This window comes from Acinetobacter indicus CIP 110367 (assembly GCF_000488255.1).
In the GTDB taxonomy this organism is placed as follows: domain Bacteria; phylum Pseudomonadota; class Gammaproteobacteria; order Pseudomonadales; family Moraxellaceae; genus Acinetobacter; species Acinetobacter indicus.
The window spans coordinates 103,846-117,849 of record NZ_KI530757.1 but is presented as its reverse complement, the minus strand read 5'-3'; the positions used below and the strand labels follow the sequence as shown (position 1 = coordinate 117,849).

Below are 14,004 nucleotides of genomic sequence, written 5' to 3'. Positions count from 1 at the left end.
CTGCATTACTTGGGTCATAAGCTACTTGAAAAAATTGTGGACGAGAAATAGTTTTTTTGCGATGCATCCAACCTTGTTCATATATTTCAGTACAGTGATAAAACACTCCAAAAATTTTCAACCCAAGATCAGACAAGGTTGCTTTAACTTTAGGTAATAAAGCAATACGTAATGCTTTTTCTGAAACCTGTTTTAACCGACCTACACGATGTTGTATTCCCCAATTCCATAAATGAATAGGAACCAACGGCAAATCGCTAGGCATATCTATATCACGATCATAAGTTGTCAATTGATGTGACAAATTATGTGTGAGGATTGAACCAATAATGATCTGCTTAAATTCAGTTATGGTAAGTGTTGCATCTAATCGGTAGTCAGCGCCCCCACGTTTTTTTTCTTTAACCTGTTGTACTACACCCGAAGCAAAAGGCTTAAATTTTGCCTGAACAGTTCTGAAATAACGTTCAACAATTGGTTTTAAATCTCCGCGGTAAGGTGCTGTATTTTCGATACGAATAGAAAAGTTATATTCTAAAGCTTCAATCTGATGTCCTAATAATTCCCCCCGATCTGCCAAAATAGCATCAGGTAATCCAATACATGGCCAGTCATCATGTGTAATTTCATAACCATATTGTTTGCATAACTCAACTTTATCCGTCATGGCAACTTGTAAAGCTTGCATTGCGGTTACATAGGAAGCATTTTCAAAGCCAATATAGAAACCAACCACCATTCTACTAAATACATCAGCAACTAGATAAATAGTTGGCCGTCCAACAATACAGGCACGATCGGAATCTGAGACAAGATAAACATCAGCAATGGTTGCATCAATTTCATAGCGAGAACCCGGCCCTAGGACTTGGGTGTTGACAGTTGAATGGAGCCCTCTGATGTCTTTTGCATAGATAATTGGATTGGTTCGAGCAGTAAGTTGAGCTACTTTTGGGAACTCACGTTCATAAAAATATTTAAACTGCCAGATGGTCGGAATTTCGCTATCAGGTGTATCTGGAAATAATGAATGATACATCGTAGAAAATTTACGATAGGCATAACTCAAAGAATGTTTATCCTTCGTTAACATATATTTATTGATATTAATTCTGAAGAGTCGCTCGATATTCTGATCAACTAATGCACCAACACCTTCGCTATATTTTCTTGGTCTACCCAGTTTTTTATTTTTTGCAATACGTTTAACACCTTTAGCACCAGAATTGTTATAACTAGGAATAAGTGCATTTGGTGTTTGACCTCGTTGCCAGTATCGACGTGCTAATCTATAAATAGTTTGATGAGTTGTTTTATGCTGCTCAATAATTCTTTTAACAAGGCTAAAACGAACAGATGGATCATAGAAATGTTCATTAGATATGAGTAAATCTATAATGTTCATTCCCATATCACGTTTTTTTTGCTGTACAGAACCTTCTGTCACATTAATTAAGGAAATATCAGCGAAAGGATCTTTAATTATTTCTGCTTCGCCGGCTTCTATAGCTGTAATCAATTCTTCTTTTTTAATTATAGAGGGATTGGCATTGGGGTGATTTAAATCAATCCAGATAATATAAGAAGGAATAATTTTAAGAAGTCGGTAATCTTTACCTTGAAACTTATATACACTATTGATTCGAAACATGGCGAATTTCCTCCCATATTTCAAAATTGCCTAACTTGATCTCAGAGGCTTTAATCTTTTTATAGTCCTTGGTTATATCGAAAATGAAATAACGTTGTGCAAGCAGTTCTCGGAGCTCAGCTAAAGACGTACCAATCGTTAAATTATATGCTTGATCCATTTTTTTACTTAAAGTTATTAAGTCAAGTTCAGGATATTGTGTAAATATATGGATATAATCGTTTAAGCGGTCGTACATTTCAGTATTAGATTGTCTCATGGCTGGATAAAGCCATTTGATGTTATTCAAAACAACTGAAGGAATTTCTTTTTCTGTAAGGATATACCAAGGTGTATCTGTACTTTTCCAATATCTACGCTCAAGTTCTAGTTTTTCAACGATTCTTTCATCCTGTAAGCTATTTGTGTATTTAGTTCGGATGACAAAACTTGGTTGGTTTGTACTTTGACTATTTACATAAAAACTTGAAGTTATAGTTTGTAGAGCGTCTTTAACTTTAGGGTGAGAGATCTGAGCTTCTTCTGAAATTTCGAGAGTAGTGTTGAGAGGCAAGGGAAATTGCTCTCTGATATCAGTAATTAACGGATTCCAGTCTAAAAGTAGAAAAATTGCAAGTTCTAAATCAGATAATAAATGATGGGTGCGTTTTGTTGTATGGCCAAATACTCGGTGAGAACGACCTTTTGAACTAACATCTCGTACAGTGATCCATGGCTTATAATCTTTTAAATAGCCTTGGCCTCGTCCTTCTTTGATCCAGCGTTTCTGCTGATGCTCTGTAACCATAACAAATCGCCCGCTATTCTTCATTTATTTAGAATAGCGGGCGATTATTATTTAATCAATATAGGATGATACTTTATTTCTAAAGATGAAACTATATTACATAGGATGATACTTTATTACCTAAATACATGAACCAGCCTTTTTCTGTTTTGCTTATTCTACCGTCACCGATTTGGCCAGGTTACGTGGCTGATCCACATCGGTACCGCGCAGTACCGCAACATGATAGGACAGCAGCTGAACCGGAATGCTGTAGACAATTGGTGCCAGCACCGCACTGATTGATGGAATATGTACCACATGCTGACGCTCTTTGGTTTTAATGCCGCTGTGCTCATCGGCAAAGACAAACAGCTCACCACCACGGGCCTGTACTTCTTCCATATTGGATTTCAGTTTATCCAGCATGTCATCTTTTGGTGCCAGAATCACCACCGGCATTTCATTGTCGACCAGAGCTAGCGGACCATGTTTTAGTTCACCGGCGGCATAACCTTCGGCATGAATATAGGAAATTTCCTTCAGCTTCAGGGCACCTTCAAGTGCAATCGGGAACTGGGTGCCACGGCCGAGGAACAGGCAGTGGTTCTTTTCCACAAACAGCTCGGATAAGTGCAGAATCGCCGGGTTATGCTGCAGAGTATCCAGAATCACTTTTGGCGTATGCCATAATTCCGCGATAATCTCGGTAACCGTTTTTTCAGCAATGCTTTGTTTGACCTGACCGATCTTCAGAATCAGCAGCATCAGCGCAGCCAGTTGCGTGGTAAAGGCTTTGGTTGATGCTACGCCAATTTCCGGTCCGGCTAGGGTTAACAGGCTGTGATGGGTTTCGCGTACCATTGACGAGGTGGCTACGTTACAAATTGCCATAGTGCAAATGTTCAGCGCTTTGGCCGCAGCACGTTTTTGGGTATCGCGCAGTGCAGCCAAGGTATCGGCCGTTTCACCTGACTGGGAAATACAGATGTACAGGGTATTGTTAACAATTACCGGCGTGCGATAGCGGTATTCGCTGGCAATTTCGACCTGACACGGCACATCAATCAGCTGTTCAAACCAGTACTTGGCAATCATGCCGGCATGGTAACTGGTACCGCAGGCAATAATCTGCACCTGCTGGATGCTGGCGAAGTCCTGCTCGGCCTGGGCCAGAAAGTCTTCACGCAGCGCATTGCCATTTAAAGCCTGAGAAATGGTTTGCTGAATCGCTTCTGGCTGCTCATAAATCTCTTTAAGCATGTAGTGCTTGTATTCACCTTTAGAGGCATTGCTGACCGTCGCATCCAGCTCTTTCACCGGACGGTTCACCAGCTGACCATCAACAAAAACTTCGATGGTTTCACGGGTTAAACGGGCAATATCGCCTTCTTCCAGATAAATAAAGCGGTTGGTGATTGGTAATAAAGCCAGCTGATCCGAGCTGATAAAGTTCTCGCCAATCCCGACACCAATCACCAGTGGTGAACCTTCACGAACGGTAATCAGCTCATCCGGGTGGTCGGTATGGATAATACCGAGTGCATAGGCGCCTTTGAGCTGCGGCACCACCTGTTTCACTGCTTCCAGTAAACTTGGGGTGGATTTCAGGGCATCATTGACCAGATGCGCAACCACTTCGGTATCGGTTTGCGAGGTAAATACATAACCAAGCGCTTCCAGATCATCTTTGAGTTCCTGGAAGTTTTCAATAATTCCGTTATGCACCACCGCCACATTGCCCGAAATATGCGGATGGGCATTGTTTTCAGTCGGCTTGCCATGGGTCGCCCAGCGCGTGTGTGCGATCCCTAAAGAACCGGTTAATTCGGCTTCAATAACTGCCTGTTCCAGATTGGCCACTTTCCCGACACGACGTTCACGTAATACATGACCGCCATTGATTAGCGCCAGACCGGCAGAATCATAGCCACGGTATTCCAGACGCTTTAAGCCTTCAATCAGGATATTGCTAATATTACGTTCTGCAACGCCACCGACGATACCACACATAATCTTTTCCTCTTATTTTTTCAGTTTTTGGGGACGTTGATAATTATCTTTGCTCAGCTGTTTCGAGCGTTCAAAGGCCAGGCTATGGTCAGCCACGTCACGGGTAATTACCGAGCCGGCACCCACCGTTGCGCCGTTGCCAATGGTCACCGGTGCTACCAGCGAGCTGTTTGAGCCAATGAAAGCCGCATCGCCAATAATGGTTTTGAATTTATTGGCGCCGTCATAGTTACAGGTAATGGTGCCTGCGCCAATATTGGAACCGGCGCCGACTTCTGCATCGCCTAAATAGGTAAAGTGATTGGCTTTAGAGCCAACACCAATCTGGGTGTTTTTGACTTCAACAAAGTTGCCAATATGCACCTCATTGGCCAGTACCGCACCTGGACGCAGGCGGGCAAATGGCCCAATCTGTACATCTTCACCGACAATAGCATTTTCAAAGACGCTATACGGCTGGACTTTGGTGCCGGCCGCAATTTTGCTGTTTTTAATCACACAGCCTGCGCCAATTTCAACGCGATCGCCGAGCTCGACTTCACCTTCAATAATCACATTGATGTCGATACGGACGTCTTGACCTACTTTGAGTGAACCACGTAAGTCGAAGCGACTTGGATCAATCAGATGTACACCTTGCTGCATTAACTGTTTGGCCTGGAAGCTTTGAAATTCACGTTCCAAGGCGGCCAGTTGCATCCGGTCATTGACACCTTCGACTTCAAAGGCACGTTCCGGCTGCACCGAAGCCACCTGCATGCCATCGGCAATGGCCATGGCCACAATATCGGTCAGGTAGTATTCGCCCTGTGCATTGTCATTGGACAGCTTTGGTAACCATTGATGCAGTTTGGCATTGCTGACGCAGTAAATGCCGGTATTGATTTCCTGAATCTGGCGCTGTGCCTCAGAAGCATCTTTGTGTTCAACAATGGCCTGAATCTGGCCATTGTCACGTACAATACGGCCGTAACCGGTCGCATCTGGTAGGGTCAGCGTGACCAGACCAATACCGGTAGCCTGACTGGCCTCGACCAGTTGCTCTAAGGTGGCCTGGCTAATGCACGGCACATCACCGGATAGAATAATTGAAACACCATCCTGACCCAGTACCGGCAGCGCCATTTGGACCGCATGTCCGGTCCCGAGCTGCTCGGCCTGTTCCACCCATTGAACCGTTTCATGGGCAAAGGCCTGTTGTACCTGTTCGCCGCCATGGCCATAAATGGTAATAATATTATCTGCTTGTAATTGTTGTGCCGTTTCAATCACGTGACCCAGAAGCGGGCGTCCTGCAAGGGGTTGAAGCACTTTCGGAAGGCTGGAGCGCATACGCGTTCCTTTCCCTGCGGCAAGAATAATCACGGTGGTAGACATGTATAATCCTAGTTATTGCTAAACCAAAATAAAATAAAGATAAATTAAAATACAAATTGCTGCCCAGAGTCCGGCAATCAGATCATCCAGCATAATGCCAAAGCCGCCATCGACCTGACGGTCAATCACCCGGATGGGCCAGGGTTTCCAGACATCAAACAGCCGGAACAGGGCAAAGCCTGCAATGACCCATAGCGTATTCATCTGGCCAAAATAGATCAGCGGTAAAAAGGTAATCGACTGTCCGGCAAATTCATCCCAAACAATACGGCCATCATCATGGACGCCCATGACCCGCGCGGTTTGCCCGCAGATATAAATCCCGACCAGTGACATCAGCAGAATCGCCACAACCGAATAGGCAAAACCAAGCCACAGCCATAGCGGAATAAACAGCAGCGCAAAGGCTGAGCCGAAGGTGCCGGGAGCTTTGGGTAACAGGCCTGATCCAAACCCGACCCCACAGAAGACAACCAGGCGGTCGGGCCAGCTCATCGCTTTAAAATGAATGGCAGGTTTAGGCAAAGTGTTGGTATCCCTGGAATTGGAGCGAATGATCTACGCCATTCTGCACAAAATGAAGTTCGGGTGCTGCATGAATTTGTCCAATCTTGGTAACGCGGACATTCAGCGGTTGTTGTAAAAGTTGTTCAAAATGCTGCGGGCTGATGCTAAAGCACAGTTCATAGTCATCGCCGCCAGCCAGCGCATATTGCCAGCGCTGTGTGTCAGGTAAATGACGCAGAGTGTCGCTGAGCGGTAACAGATCCAGATCCAGCGTAGCACCAACCTTTGAGGCTTTAAGAATATGTCCCAAGTCTTGGGCCAGACCATCTGAAACATCAATCATGCTTGAGGCCAGACCTTTCAGTTGCTGGCCCAGTTCGCAGCGCGGGGTTGGATAATCCAGACGCTGCTGTAGCGCATGGCCTGGATGTTTCAGGCCAAAGGCGGCATCACCGACGGTGCCACTGACGCAGATATAATCGCCCAGCTGGGCACCTGCTCGGGTAATCGCCTGACCGGTATCTATCCAGCCCAAGGCGGTCACGGATAAGGTTAAATGCGGACTTTGGGTGGTATCTCCACCAATTAAGCGCACCCCAAATTGATCGCAGCAATCATACAGACCTTGGCTAAAGGCTTTCAGCCAGTCGTGATCAATTTGGGGTAGGCTCAAGGCCAGTAGAATACTGTGCGGCTTGGCACCCATGGCAGCAATATCAGAGAGATTGACTGCAACAGATTTCCAGCCAATGGCATGTGGATCAGTATCTAATGGGAAGTGTCGTCCAGCAACCAGCGTATCGGCGCAAATCACCAGCTGTTGCTGTGGGGGAGGAGTCAGCACGGCTGAGTCATCACCAACACCTAAGTCGACAGAACTGCCGTGCTGCCGATTGAAATAGGTGTCAATAATGGAAAACTCAGCCATCGCATCAATCTGTCAATTATTTAGATTGCTGTTTTTCTGCTGCACGTAATGAGCTGGCCAAACGGTCAAGAACACCGTTAATGTATTTATGGCTGTCTGCACCGCCAAAATGTTTTGCCAGCTCAATGGCTTCATCTAAAACCACGCGGTATGGAATTTCCAGATGTTCTTTCAATTCATAGGCGCCCAGACGAAGGGTTGCGAGTTCAACGCCGTCAAGGGCATCAATTTCGCGGTCAAGCACAGGGATTAAGAGCGCATCCAATGCTTCATGATTGGCAACCACTTGAGTCAACAATTCATGATAATAGCCGAGATCCACTTTGTGCATGGCATTTTCGACACGCGTGCGTGCTTCAATCTCGTGCACCGGATTGTGGCTCATCTGCCATTCATAAATTCCTTGTACAGCAAAACGACGTGCTTTACGTTTTGCTGCATAAGTTGCTTGAAGTGTTTGCGACATAGCGTTAAATAGCCTTTAACAAGTTAACCATTTCAATTGCAGTTAAAGCAGCTTCGCTACCTTTATTACCTGCTTTTGTACCCGAGCGTTCAATCGCTTGTTCGATACTATCCGTAGTCAATACACCGTTAATGACCGGTAAGCCAGTGTCCAGGCCAACCACGCCTAAACCTTTGGCACATTCGCCTGCAACAAAGTCGAAGTGAGGCGTACTGCCACGAATCACCGCGCCCAGTGCAATAATGGCATCGAAACGATCAGATGCTGCCAGTTTTTTCGCAACAACCGGAAGTTCCCACGCCCCTGGTGCATGAACAACAGTGATATTATCCTCTGATACACCATGACGTTTCAATGTGTCGATGGCACCTTCCAGCAAATGTTCCACCACAAAGCTATTAAAACGACCAACTAAAATCGCGTAACGGCCTTCGCTCGCGAGATGTAACATACCTTCAATACGGCGAACTGCCATAGCAAACCTCGATGATTTCTTAAGTTGTTTGTTGTGCGGTGACGTATTCCACCACTTCCAAGTTAAAGCCGGACAAGGCATTGAAACGTAATGGCGAGCTGAGCAGCTTCATTTTTTCAACACCTAAATCACGTAAAATCTGTGCACCGACACCAATGGTCTGATACTGCTGAGACAGCGCCGCATTGGATTTACTTTTCTTCGGTGCATTTAAGCTGTCCAGTGCCGGACCTAAATCCTGCAGATGACGCTGGCCAATCCAGACCAATACGCCACGATCACTATTGGCAATTTCTTTTAAGGCACGGTCCAGATTCCAGGCCGGTTCACCATCCTGCTTGTTCAGTTTTAGCAGGTCACGGGTCGGATTAAACCCATGCACGCGAACGGTGGTCACGCCATCTTTTGGCTCACCTTTGACCAGCGCCAGATGAATATCCGGGTTACCCAGTTCACGGTAACGATACAGGTCAAAGCTGCCATATTCGGTATCAATGCTTTGCTGATCTAGACGCTCAACGGTTTGTTCATTGGTCATGCGGTAATGGATCAGGTCGGCGATGGTGCCCATTTTCAGACCGTGTTTTTCGGCAAACACTTCCAGATCGGCACGGCGCGCCATGGTGCCATCTTCTTTAATAATTTCACAAATCACCGAAGCAGGTTCTAGACCAGCCAAACGGGACAGGTCACAGCCGGCTTCAGTATGACCGGCACGGTGCAGCACACCACCTGGTTGCGCCATCAGCGGGAAAATATGGCCCGGCTGGACAATATCGGCCGGTTTGGCATGGGCGGCAACCGCCGTGCGAATGGTATGCGCACGTTCAGCCGCGGAAATTCCGGTGGTGATGCCTTCTGCGGCTTCAATCGACAGGGTAAAGTTGGTGCCATGCTGGGCGCCGTTGGCATCGACCATGAGTGGCAGGTTTAACTGCTGGCAACGCTCACGGCTTAGGGTCAGGCAGACCAGACCGCGGGCATGGGTGATCATAAAGTTGATGTCTTCCGGGCGAACATGCGTGGCAGCCATGACTAAATCGCCTTCATTTTCACGATCTTCATCATCCATCAGGATAACCATTTTTCCTGCACGGATATCTGCTACGAGCTCTTCAACTGTATTGAGCGGCATCAACCTTCACCTTCTTTTTGTCTCAACGGACATTTTCATGACATTAATTGTGGCATAGTCTAACGCTTTTTCGTAGGTTTTGCCTATGCTTATCCGTTTCCCGGTCTGCTTCATTGTTATACACAGTGGTTGCTGGCTTGAAAAGGGCCGGTGTCTGGAAAAAGCTTGAATTGTGCAGAATATTTAAGCAATTGATCTGTATAAAAATATACACAGCAAGCCGCAAAAACTGGGAGTTTTTTAAAAACGCTTTTATACATTTAGACTACGATTTAAATCAGCCAGATAAAACAGGAATGGCGAACAGGCTTGGGGTGAGGTTCAAAAATTTTAGAATAGGCAATAAAAAAAGCCCCAATCTTTCGATCAGGGCTTTTTGAATTTGGAGCGGGAAACGAGACTCGAACTCGCGACCCCAACCTTGGCAAGAGTCACCGACATAAAATACACTAAACAACATAATTGGTATGATAATAAACTCTATATATAACAGTTATATAGATTTTTTATTCTGTGTGACGTAATTTAAGGTGGGGTGGGGTACTTTGATTTTTGGTCATAAATTTATTGTGATAATCAACAATAATAACCAACATACATATGCTTAATCTAAGGGTATTTTACTGACTGGTATAATTTTATGATGAGAGAGGTGTTGCCTGAGGCTACGGTTTCTGTTTGGCCTTTTGGCGTAAGACGTACAAATATAAGCTTTCTACCTTTTCACGTGCCCATGGTGTGGTACGCAAGAATCGTAATGATGCTTTAACACTTGGGTCTATGCAAAAACATCTAATTTCGATTTTGTGACTTAAGCCTTCAAAGCCACCGTAGTAATCATTGTCAACGGCATTATTAAATTGCCCCCTTTTACCTTAAAAATGGCAAAGTAAAATTGACCCCTTTGACCTCGTATTAAGTTTTAACCTGTAGCTGAATCCCTATTCTTTTTATCCTTCAAACGATAACTCTCACCGGCTTTGTTGCACAAAGCTGTTCTGAAGAGCTTCTTCAGCAATATAATTTCCAAATGAAGAAGTCTACACACAAAATCTACCGCACACCCAAGTTGCCACTTAAATTTGAACAACTTAGGAAAGCTCTATCTTTAAAATCTTTATGCAACAAAGCCTATTGAAATTTATTCAAAGAAGTATAGATCGATCAAATGATTAAATTTTGAATATTTATGATGGGGTATGTACCAGATTGGCATTGGGATTGCATGAAGTTAGCTTGCATTAATTTTTCATGGAATTTGAACATATGTTAAAACCTTTAGCTTTGTCTCTTGCTGTTGCAGCAAGCTTTTCTTTTATTTCTGCACATGCGGTAGCTGAAGATTTTAAAATTTTAAAACAGCTTGAAAGTAAACCAGTCTTACTCAAAAGTGGGGAATATAAAGGGAATTATTATGTTCCAAGCACCTTGAATACCATCACTTGGGGCTATTTACCTAACAAAGATGCCAAACCTGTGTTGACCATTCCATCAGGCAGCACTATTACCTTTGATACAGTTTCGCATGAAGGCTTGCTTGAAGACCAAGGGCGTGATGCTGAAAAGTATTTCACTTCTAAAGGTGTGAAACCTGAGCATATTTTGAACCGTACCGGGTTTGTCGGAGACTTTTTATTTAAGTTAGGCCACCTGACCTAACGGGTTAATCTTATCATAGTACATTGCTTCAAACTCAAAAGGCGATACATAACCCAGTGCACTGTGTACACGCTTTTTATTGAACCAATCTACCCAGTTTAGTGTCGCAAGTTGTACATCTGCTAAACCTTGCCAATCTGCTTTTAGATATTCAATCACCTCTGTTTTGTATAAGCCATTCACCGTTTCAGCCAAAGCATTATCGTATGAATCACCAGTCGTACCGACTGATGCTCGTAAATTTGCTGCTTCTAAACGATGGGTATAACGAATGGAAAGATATTGCACACCTCTGTCGGAATGATGAATCACATTCTTTGGCATGCCTCGATCATGTAATGCTTGCTCTAATGCATCGAGCACCATATCGGTATTCATTCGTGTAGATACTTTCCAACCAACAATTGCTCGTGAGAACACATCAATAATAAAGGCGGTATAGACCCAGCCTGAATGAGTTTGAATATACGTAAAGTCACTGACCCACAGTTGGTCAGGATGATCAGCAGTAAAATTACGTTTCACTAAATCATCTGCTCGTTTTTGGTCATCTCGGCTACGGGTGGTTTGTTTGTTCTTACCTCGCCAAACACCTTGTATACCTAGCTTTTTCATTAATCGAGCAACAGTACAGCGTGCAATAATATAGCCTTCACGTTTCAGTTTTTGCCAGACTTTACGTACACCATACCGACCTGAACTTTCCTTCCAAATTCGTTTAATCTCCTCAGCATGATGCAAGTCATGTAAATCTCGCTTTGCTCGATGTTCTGGATTTTCGCAGAGATCTAGAGTCCGGTAATAGGTTGAGGGTGCGATCGGTAAAATTCTACAAATCGCCTCGACTCCGTACAGCTCTTTATTATTATGGATAAAATCCACCATTATTTGTGTGGGCGGTCGAGCTCCGCCTGGGCGAAAAAAGCGGCTGCTTTACGTAGAATTTCATTGGCACGTTTTAATTCTTTAATTTCACGTTCCATTTGCTTCATTTTTTCTTGGTCAGATATCTGTTGTACTTTGGCAGGATTTAGTTGATCCATATGCTTTAAATACCAAACACGCAATGTTTCAGGAGTACAACCGATTTTAGGCGCAATAGCTGTGATTGCTGCCCAAGTAGAAGGATAATCTTTTTCAGATTCAATTAGTAATTGAACCGCTCTTTCTCTAATTTCGGGGGTATAGTTTGGTTTTTTCATCGGAATAGTCTCTCAGAATATTGAGTCTCCGACAAACCCGGTACGGTTCACTGTTACGCAGCATATGGATAATGCACAGCTGGATATGGGTTTGCGGGTATACGCTGTTAATCGCATCAGGAAGGCCTTTTAGTCCTGAGAAGCGCTGCTTCGCAAGGCAGGCAATCAGAATATCCTGCAACCCTCGGTTTTTAAGCTCAGTCAGGACATTCAGCCAGAACTTTGCACCTTCATTCTCAGCCATCCACATGCCGAGCAGTTCTTTGTGTCCATCAATATTAATGCCTAAGGCAAGGAATACAGCCTTGTTGATGACACTGCCATTATGACGGACTTTAACCACAATACAGTCCATATAGACGATGGGATAGATCGCATCCAACGGACGGTTTTGCCATTCAGCAACCTGCTCATTGACGGCATCCTCACAGCAGTGCTGTTCGCCTTGGAAATCAGCGTTGGAGATACATCGGCATCGTACATTTCCTTGAAGGTATTAACGATTTCATTGGTGGTCATGCCTTTGGCATAAAGGGATAGAATCTGGCTATCCATTTGCGTGATACGGGTCTGATTCTTTTTAATCAGTTGTGGCTCAAATGTGCCATCACGATCTCGTGGTGTCGTGATCTCAACCTCACCATCATCGCTAAGTTAGTCTTACTAGAATAACCATTGTGGGCATTAGAACCGTGCTTACGAGCATTCTTTTCATGTCCGAGGTGTTCGGTAAGTTCCGCATTGAGAGCCGTTTCAACGGTGAGTTTAGTCAACAATCGGGTGAATTGATTGAGATCGTCTTCTGTTTTGATTCCTTTAGCAAATTCTGCTGCAAGGTCTTTTAGTTGTTCATCATGTTGCCTGACTCCGTTGTGAATATGAACATAGCAAATTCAGGCAATTACACAATTTAATTTACAGTCTCATAAAATACTCTCCCATACTAAGAATAGGGAATATTATTAGTAATGGAACCGACATTGAATAATGGAAATTCGTTCATCCGTCACTTCATAAACTAATCTATGCTTCTCATCAATTCTACGGCTCCAGAATCCTGAAAGATTTGCTTTTAAAGGTTCTGGTTTTCCAGATCCTTCAAAGGGTGTTCTTTGACATTCTCTGATTAAGGTATTGATACGTTTGAGTATCTTTTTATCCTGTGTTTGCCAATAGATATATTCATCCCAGGCATTTTCAGTCCATTCGACATTACGACTCGTCATCTATAATCAACTCTCTTTGTTTGGTTTTACCTGCGCGTAATTGAGCAATTGATTCGTTTAAACGAGTGGTATTATTTGGAGATGAAAGGAGATACAACGTTTCCATTAAACTGTCGTAATGATCTTGTCCCATTACTACAGCATGACCGCCTTCTTTTCTTGTAATGAAAGCGACATCTGCATCATCAATAACTTTATCTAAAACAGATTTTAAGTTGTTACGTGCGTCTGTATATGTAAATACATGCATATATTTCTCCCTCATAAAGTAAGCTGTGTTAAAACGCTACTGACTAGATGATAGTGATTGAACTTTACAATCTAAAATGTACAGAATTCTGTACATGTTGTCAATTTTGTGTAACAGTTTTATATCAAATAGGCTTTGTTGCATAAAGATTTCATAACTATATGATTTTAAAAGTTTTGATTATTTTTTGATCCAAAATTAAATTTATTTAAATCAGATGCTTACATATTTATACAACAGAGCCGACTGAAGATACTATTAAATTAAAGAAGTCTAATTAGATATTTACAATCTAATAGAGTCTAACAACTTGCTTTAAGCTCTATTAATTTTGCATGGTGTCACGAGG

11 protein-coding genes, 4 pseudogenes and 1 other annotated feature are annotated in these 14,004 nt (G+C 43.6%); of the genes and pseudogenes, 1 reads left to right on the top strand and 14 read right to left on the bottom strand.

The features are described from left to right. Window position 1 precedes the first annotated feature (1 nt). The 10 genes and pseudogenes from P253_RS13490 to P253_RS15620 all read right to left on the bottom strand — a co-directional run. A pseudogene (locus P253_RS13490) lies at window positions 2-1,651 on the bottom strand (DDE-type integrase/transposase/recombinase); the annotation flags it as partial. Further along, window positions 1,635-2,438: a heteromeric transposase endonuclease subunit TnsA gene (locus tag P253_RS13485; protein WP_016165659.1), complete on the bottom strand. Its 804-nt coding sequence runs from the start codon at window positions 2,436-2,438 to the stop codon at window positions 1,635-1,637. The gene P253_RS13485 and the pseudogene P253_RS13490, both read right to left, overlap by 17 nt. A gap of 153 nt (window positions 2,439-2,591) precedes the next feature. Then, window positions 2,592-4,430, bottom strand: coding sequence for a glutamine--fructose-6-phosphate transaminase (isomerizing) (gene glmS, locus P253_RS13480; RefSeq protein ID WP_016658866.1), 1,839 nt, complete (start codon window positions 4,428-4,430; stop codon window positions 2,592-2,594). A 12-nt stretch (window positions 4,431-4,442) separates the two neighbouring features. Continuing rightward, window positions 4,443-5,807 carry a bifunctional UDP-N-acetylglucosamine diphosphorylase/glucosamine-1-phosphate N-acetyltransferase GlmU gene (gene glmU, locus P253_RS13475; RefSeq protein WP_016658865.1) on the bottom strand — a complete coding sequence of 455 codons (1,365 nt, stop codon included), beginning with the start codon at window positions 5,805-5,807 and terminating at the stop codon, window positions 4,443-4,445. Window positions 5,808-5,825: 18 nt separating this feature from the next. Then, window positions 5,826-6,302, bottom strand: a complete 477-nt coding sequence (locus P253_RS13470) for a phosphatidylglycerophosphatase A family protein (protein ID WP_162182857.1) — start codon at window positions 6,300-6,302, stop codon at window positions 5,826-5,828. A 22-nt stretch (window positions 6,303-6,324) separates the two neighbouring features. Continuing rightward, window positions 6,325-7,242: a thiamine-phosphate kinase gene (thiL, locus tag P253_RS13465; protein WP_016658864.1), complete on the bottom strand. Its 918-nt coding sequence runs from the start codon at window positions 7,240-7,242 to the stop codon at window positions 6,325-6,327. 16 nt (window positions 7,243-7,258) lie between these two features. Then, on the bottom strand, window positions 7,259-7,708 hold the full coding sequence (gene nusB, locus P253_RS13460) for a transcription antitermination factor NusB (protein WP_005181335.1): 450 nt from the start codon (window positions 7,706-7,708) through the stop codon (window positions 7,259-7,261). Between the two features lie 4 nt (window positions 7,709-7,712). Beyond that, entirely contained in the window at window positions 7,713-8,183 is a 471-nt protein-coding gene (gene ribH / locus P253_RS13455; protein ID WP_005181338.1) for a 6,7-dimethyl-8-ribityllumazine synthase, read from the bottom strand. A 19-nt stretch (window positions 8,184-8,202) separates the two neighbouring features. After that, window positions 8,203-9,318 carry a bifunctional 3,4-dihydroxy-2-butanone-4-phosphate synthase/GTP cyclohydrolase II gene (gene ribBA, locus P253_RS13450; protein ID WP_016658863.1) on the bottom strand — a complete coding sequence of 372 codons (1,116 nt, stop codon included), beginning with the start codon at window positions 9,316-9,318 and terminating at the stop codon, window positions 8,203-8,205. A gap of 665 nt (window positions 9,319-9,983) precedes the next feature. Next, window positions 9,984-10,157: pseudogene (locus P253_RS15620) on the bottom strand (VF530 family DNA-binding protein); the annotation flags it as partial. Window positions 10,158-10,584: 427 nt separating this feature from the next. Here P253_RS15620 and P253_RS13440 point away from each other — a divergent pair. Then, window positions 10,585-10,923: pseudogene (locus P253_RS13440) on the top strand (acetamidase/formamidase family protein); the annotation flags it as partial. A gap of 36 nt (window positions 10,924-10,959) precedes the next feature. Here the strand turns inward: P253_RS13440 and P253_RS13435 are convergent. From P253_RS13435 to P253_RS13420, 4 genes and pseudogenes are all read right to left on the bottom strand, one after another. Beyond that, a protein-coding gene (locus P253_RS13435) for an IS3 family transposase (protein ID WP_155757101.1) occupies window positions 10,960-12,179 on the bottom strand; the annotation gives its coding sequence in 2 pieces (ribosomal slippage) (window positions 10,960-11,903 and window positions 11,903-12,179; 1,221 coding nt in all). Beyond that, window positions 11,788-11,904, bottom strand: a sequence feature (AL1L pseudoknot). Its footprint overlaps the gene before it by 117 nt. Window positions 12,180-12,228: 49 nt before the next feature. Beyond that, window positions 12,229-13,057, bottom strand: a pseudogene (locus P253_RS13425) (IS256 family transposase); the annotation flags it as partial. Between the two features lie 84 nt (window positions 13,058-13,141). Then, window positions 13,142-13,405 (bottom strand): Txe/YoeB family addiction module toxin, encoded by a 264-nt coding sequence (locus P253_RS15615; RefSeq protein ID WP_016658859.1) that lies wholly within the window; start codon window positions 13,403-13,405, stop codon window positions 13,142-13,144. Further along, window positions 13,392-13,655, bottom strand: a complete 264-nt coding sequence (locus tag P253_RS13420) for a type II toxin-antitoxin system Phd/YefM family antitoxin (RefSeq protein WP_016658858.1) — start codon at window positions 13,653-13,655, stop codon at window positions 13,392-13,394. Before P253_RS13420 ends, P253_RS15615 begins: the two co-directional genes overlap by 14 nt. Window positions 13,656-14,004: the final 349 nt, after the last annotated feature.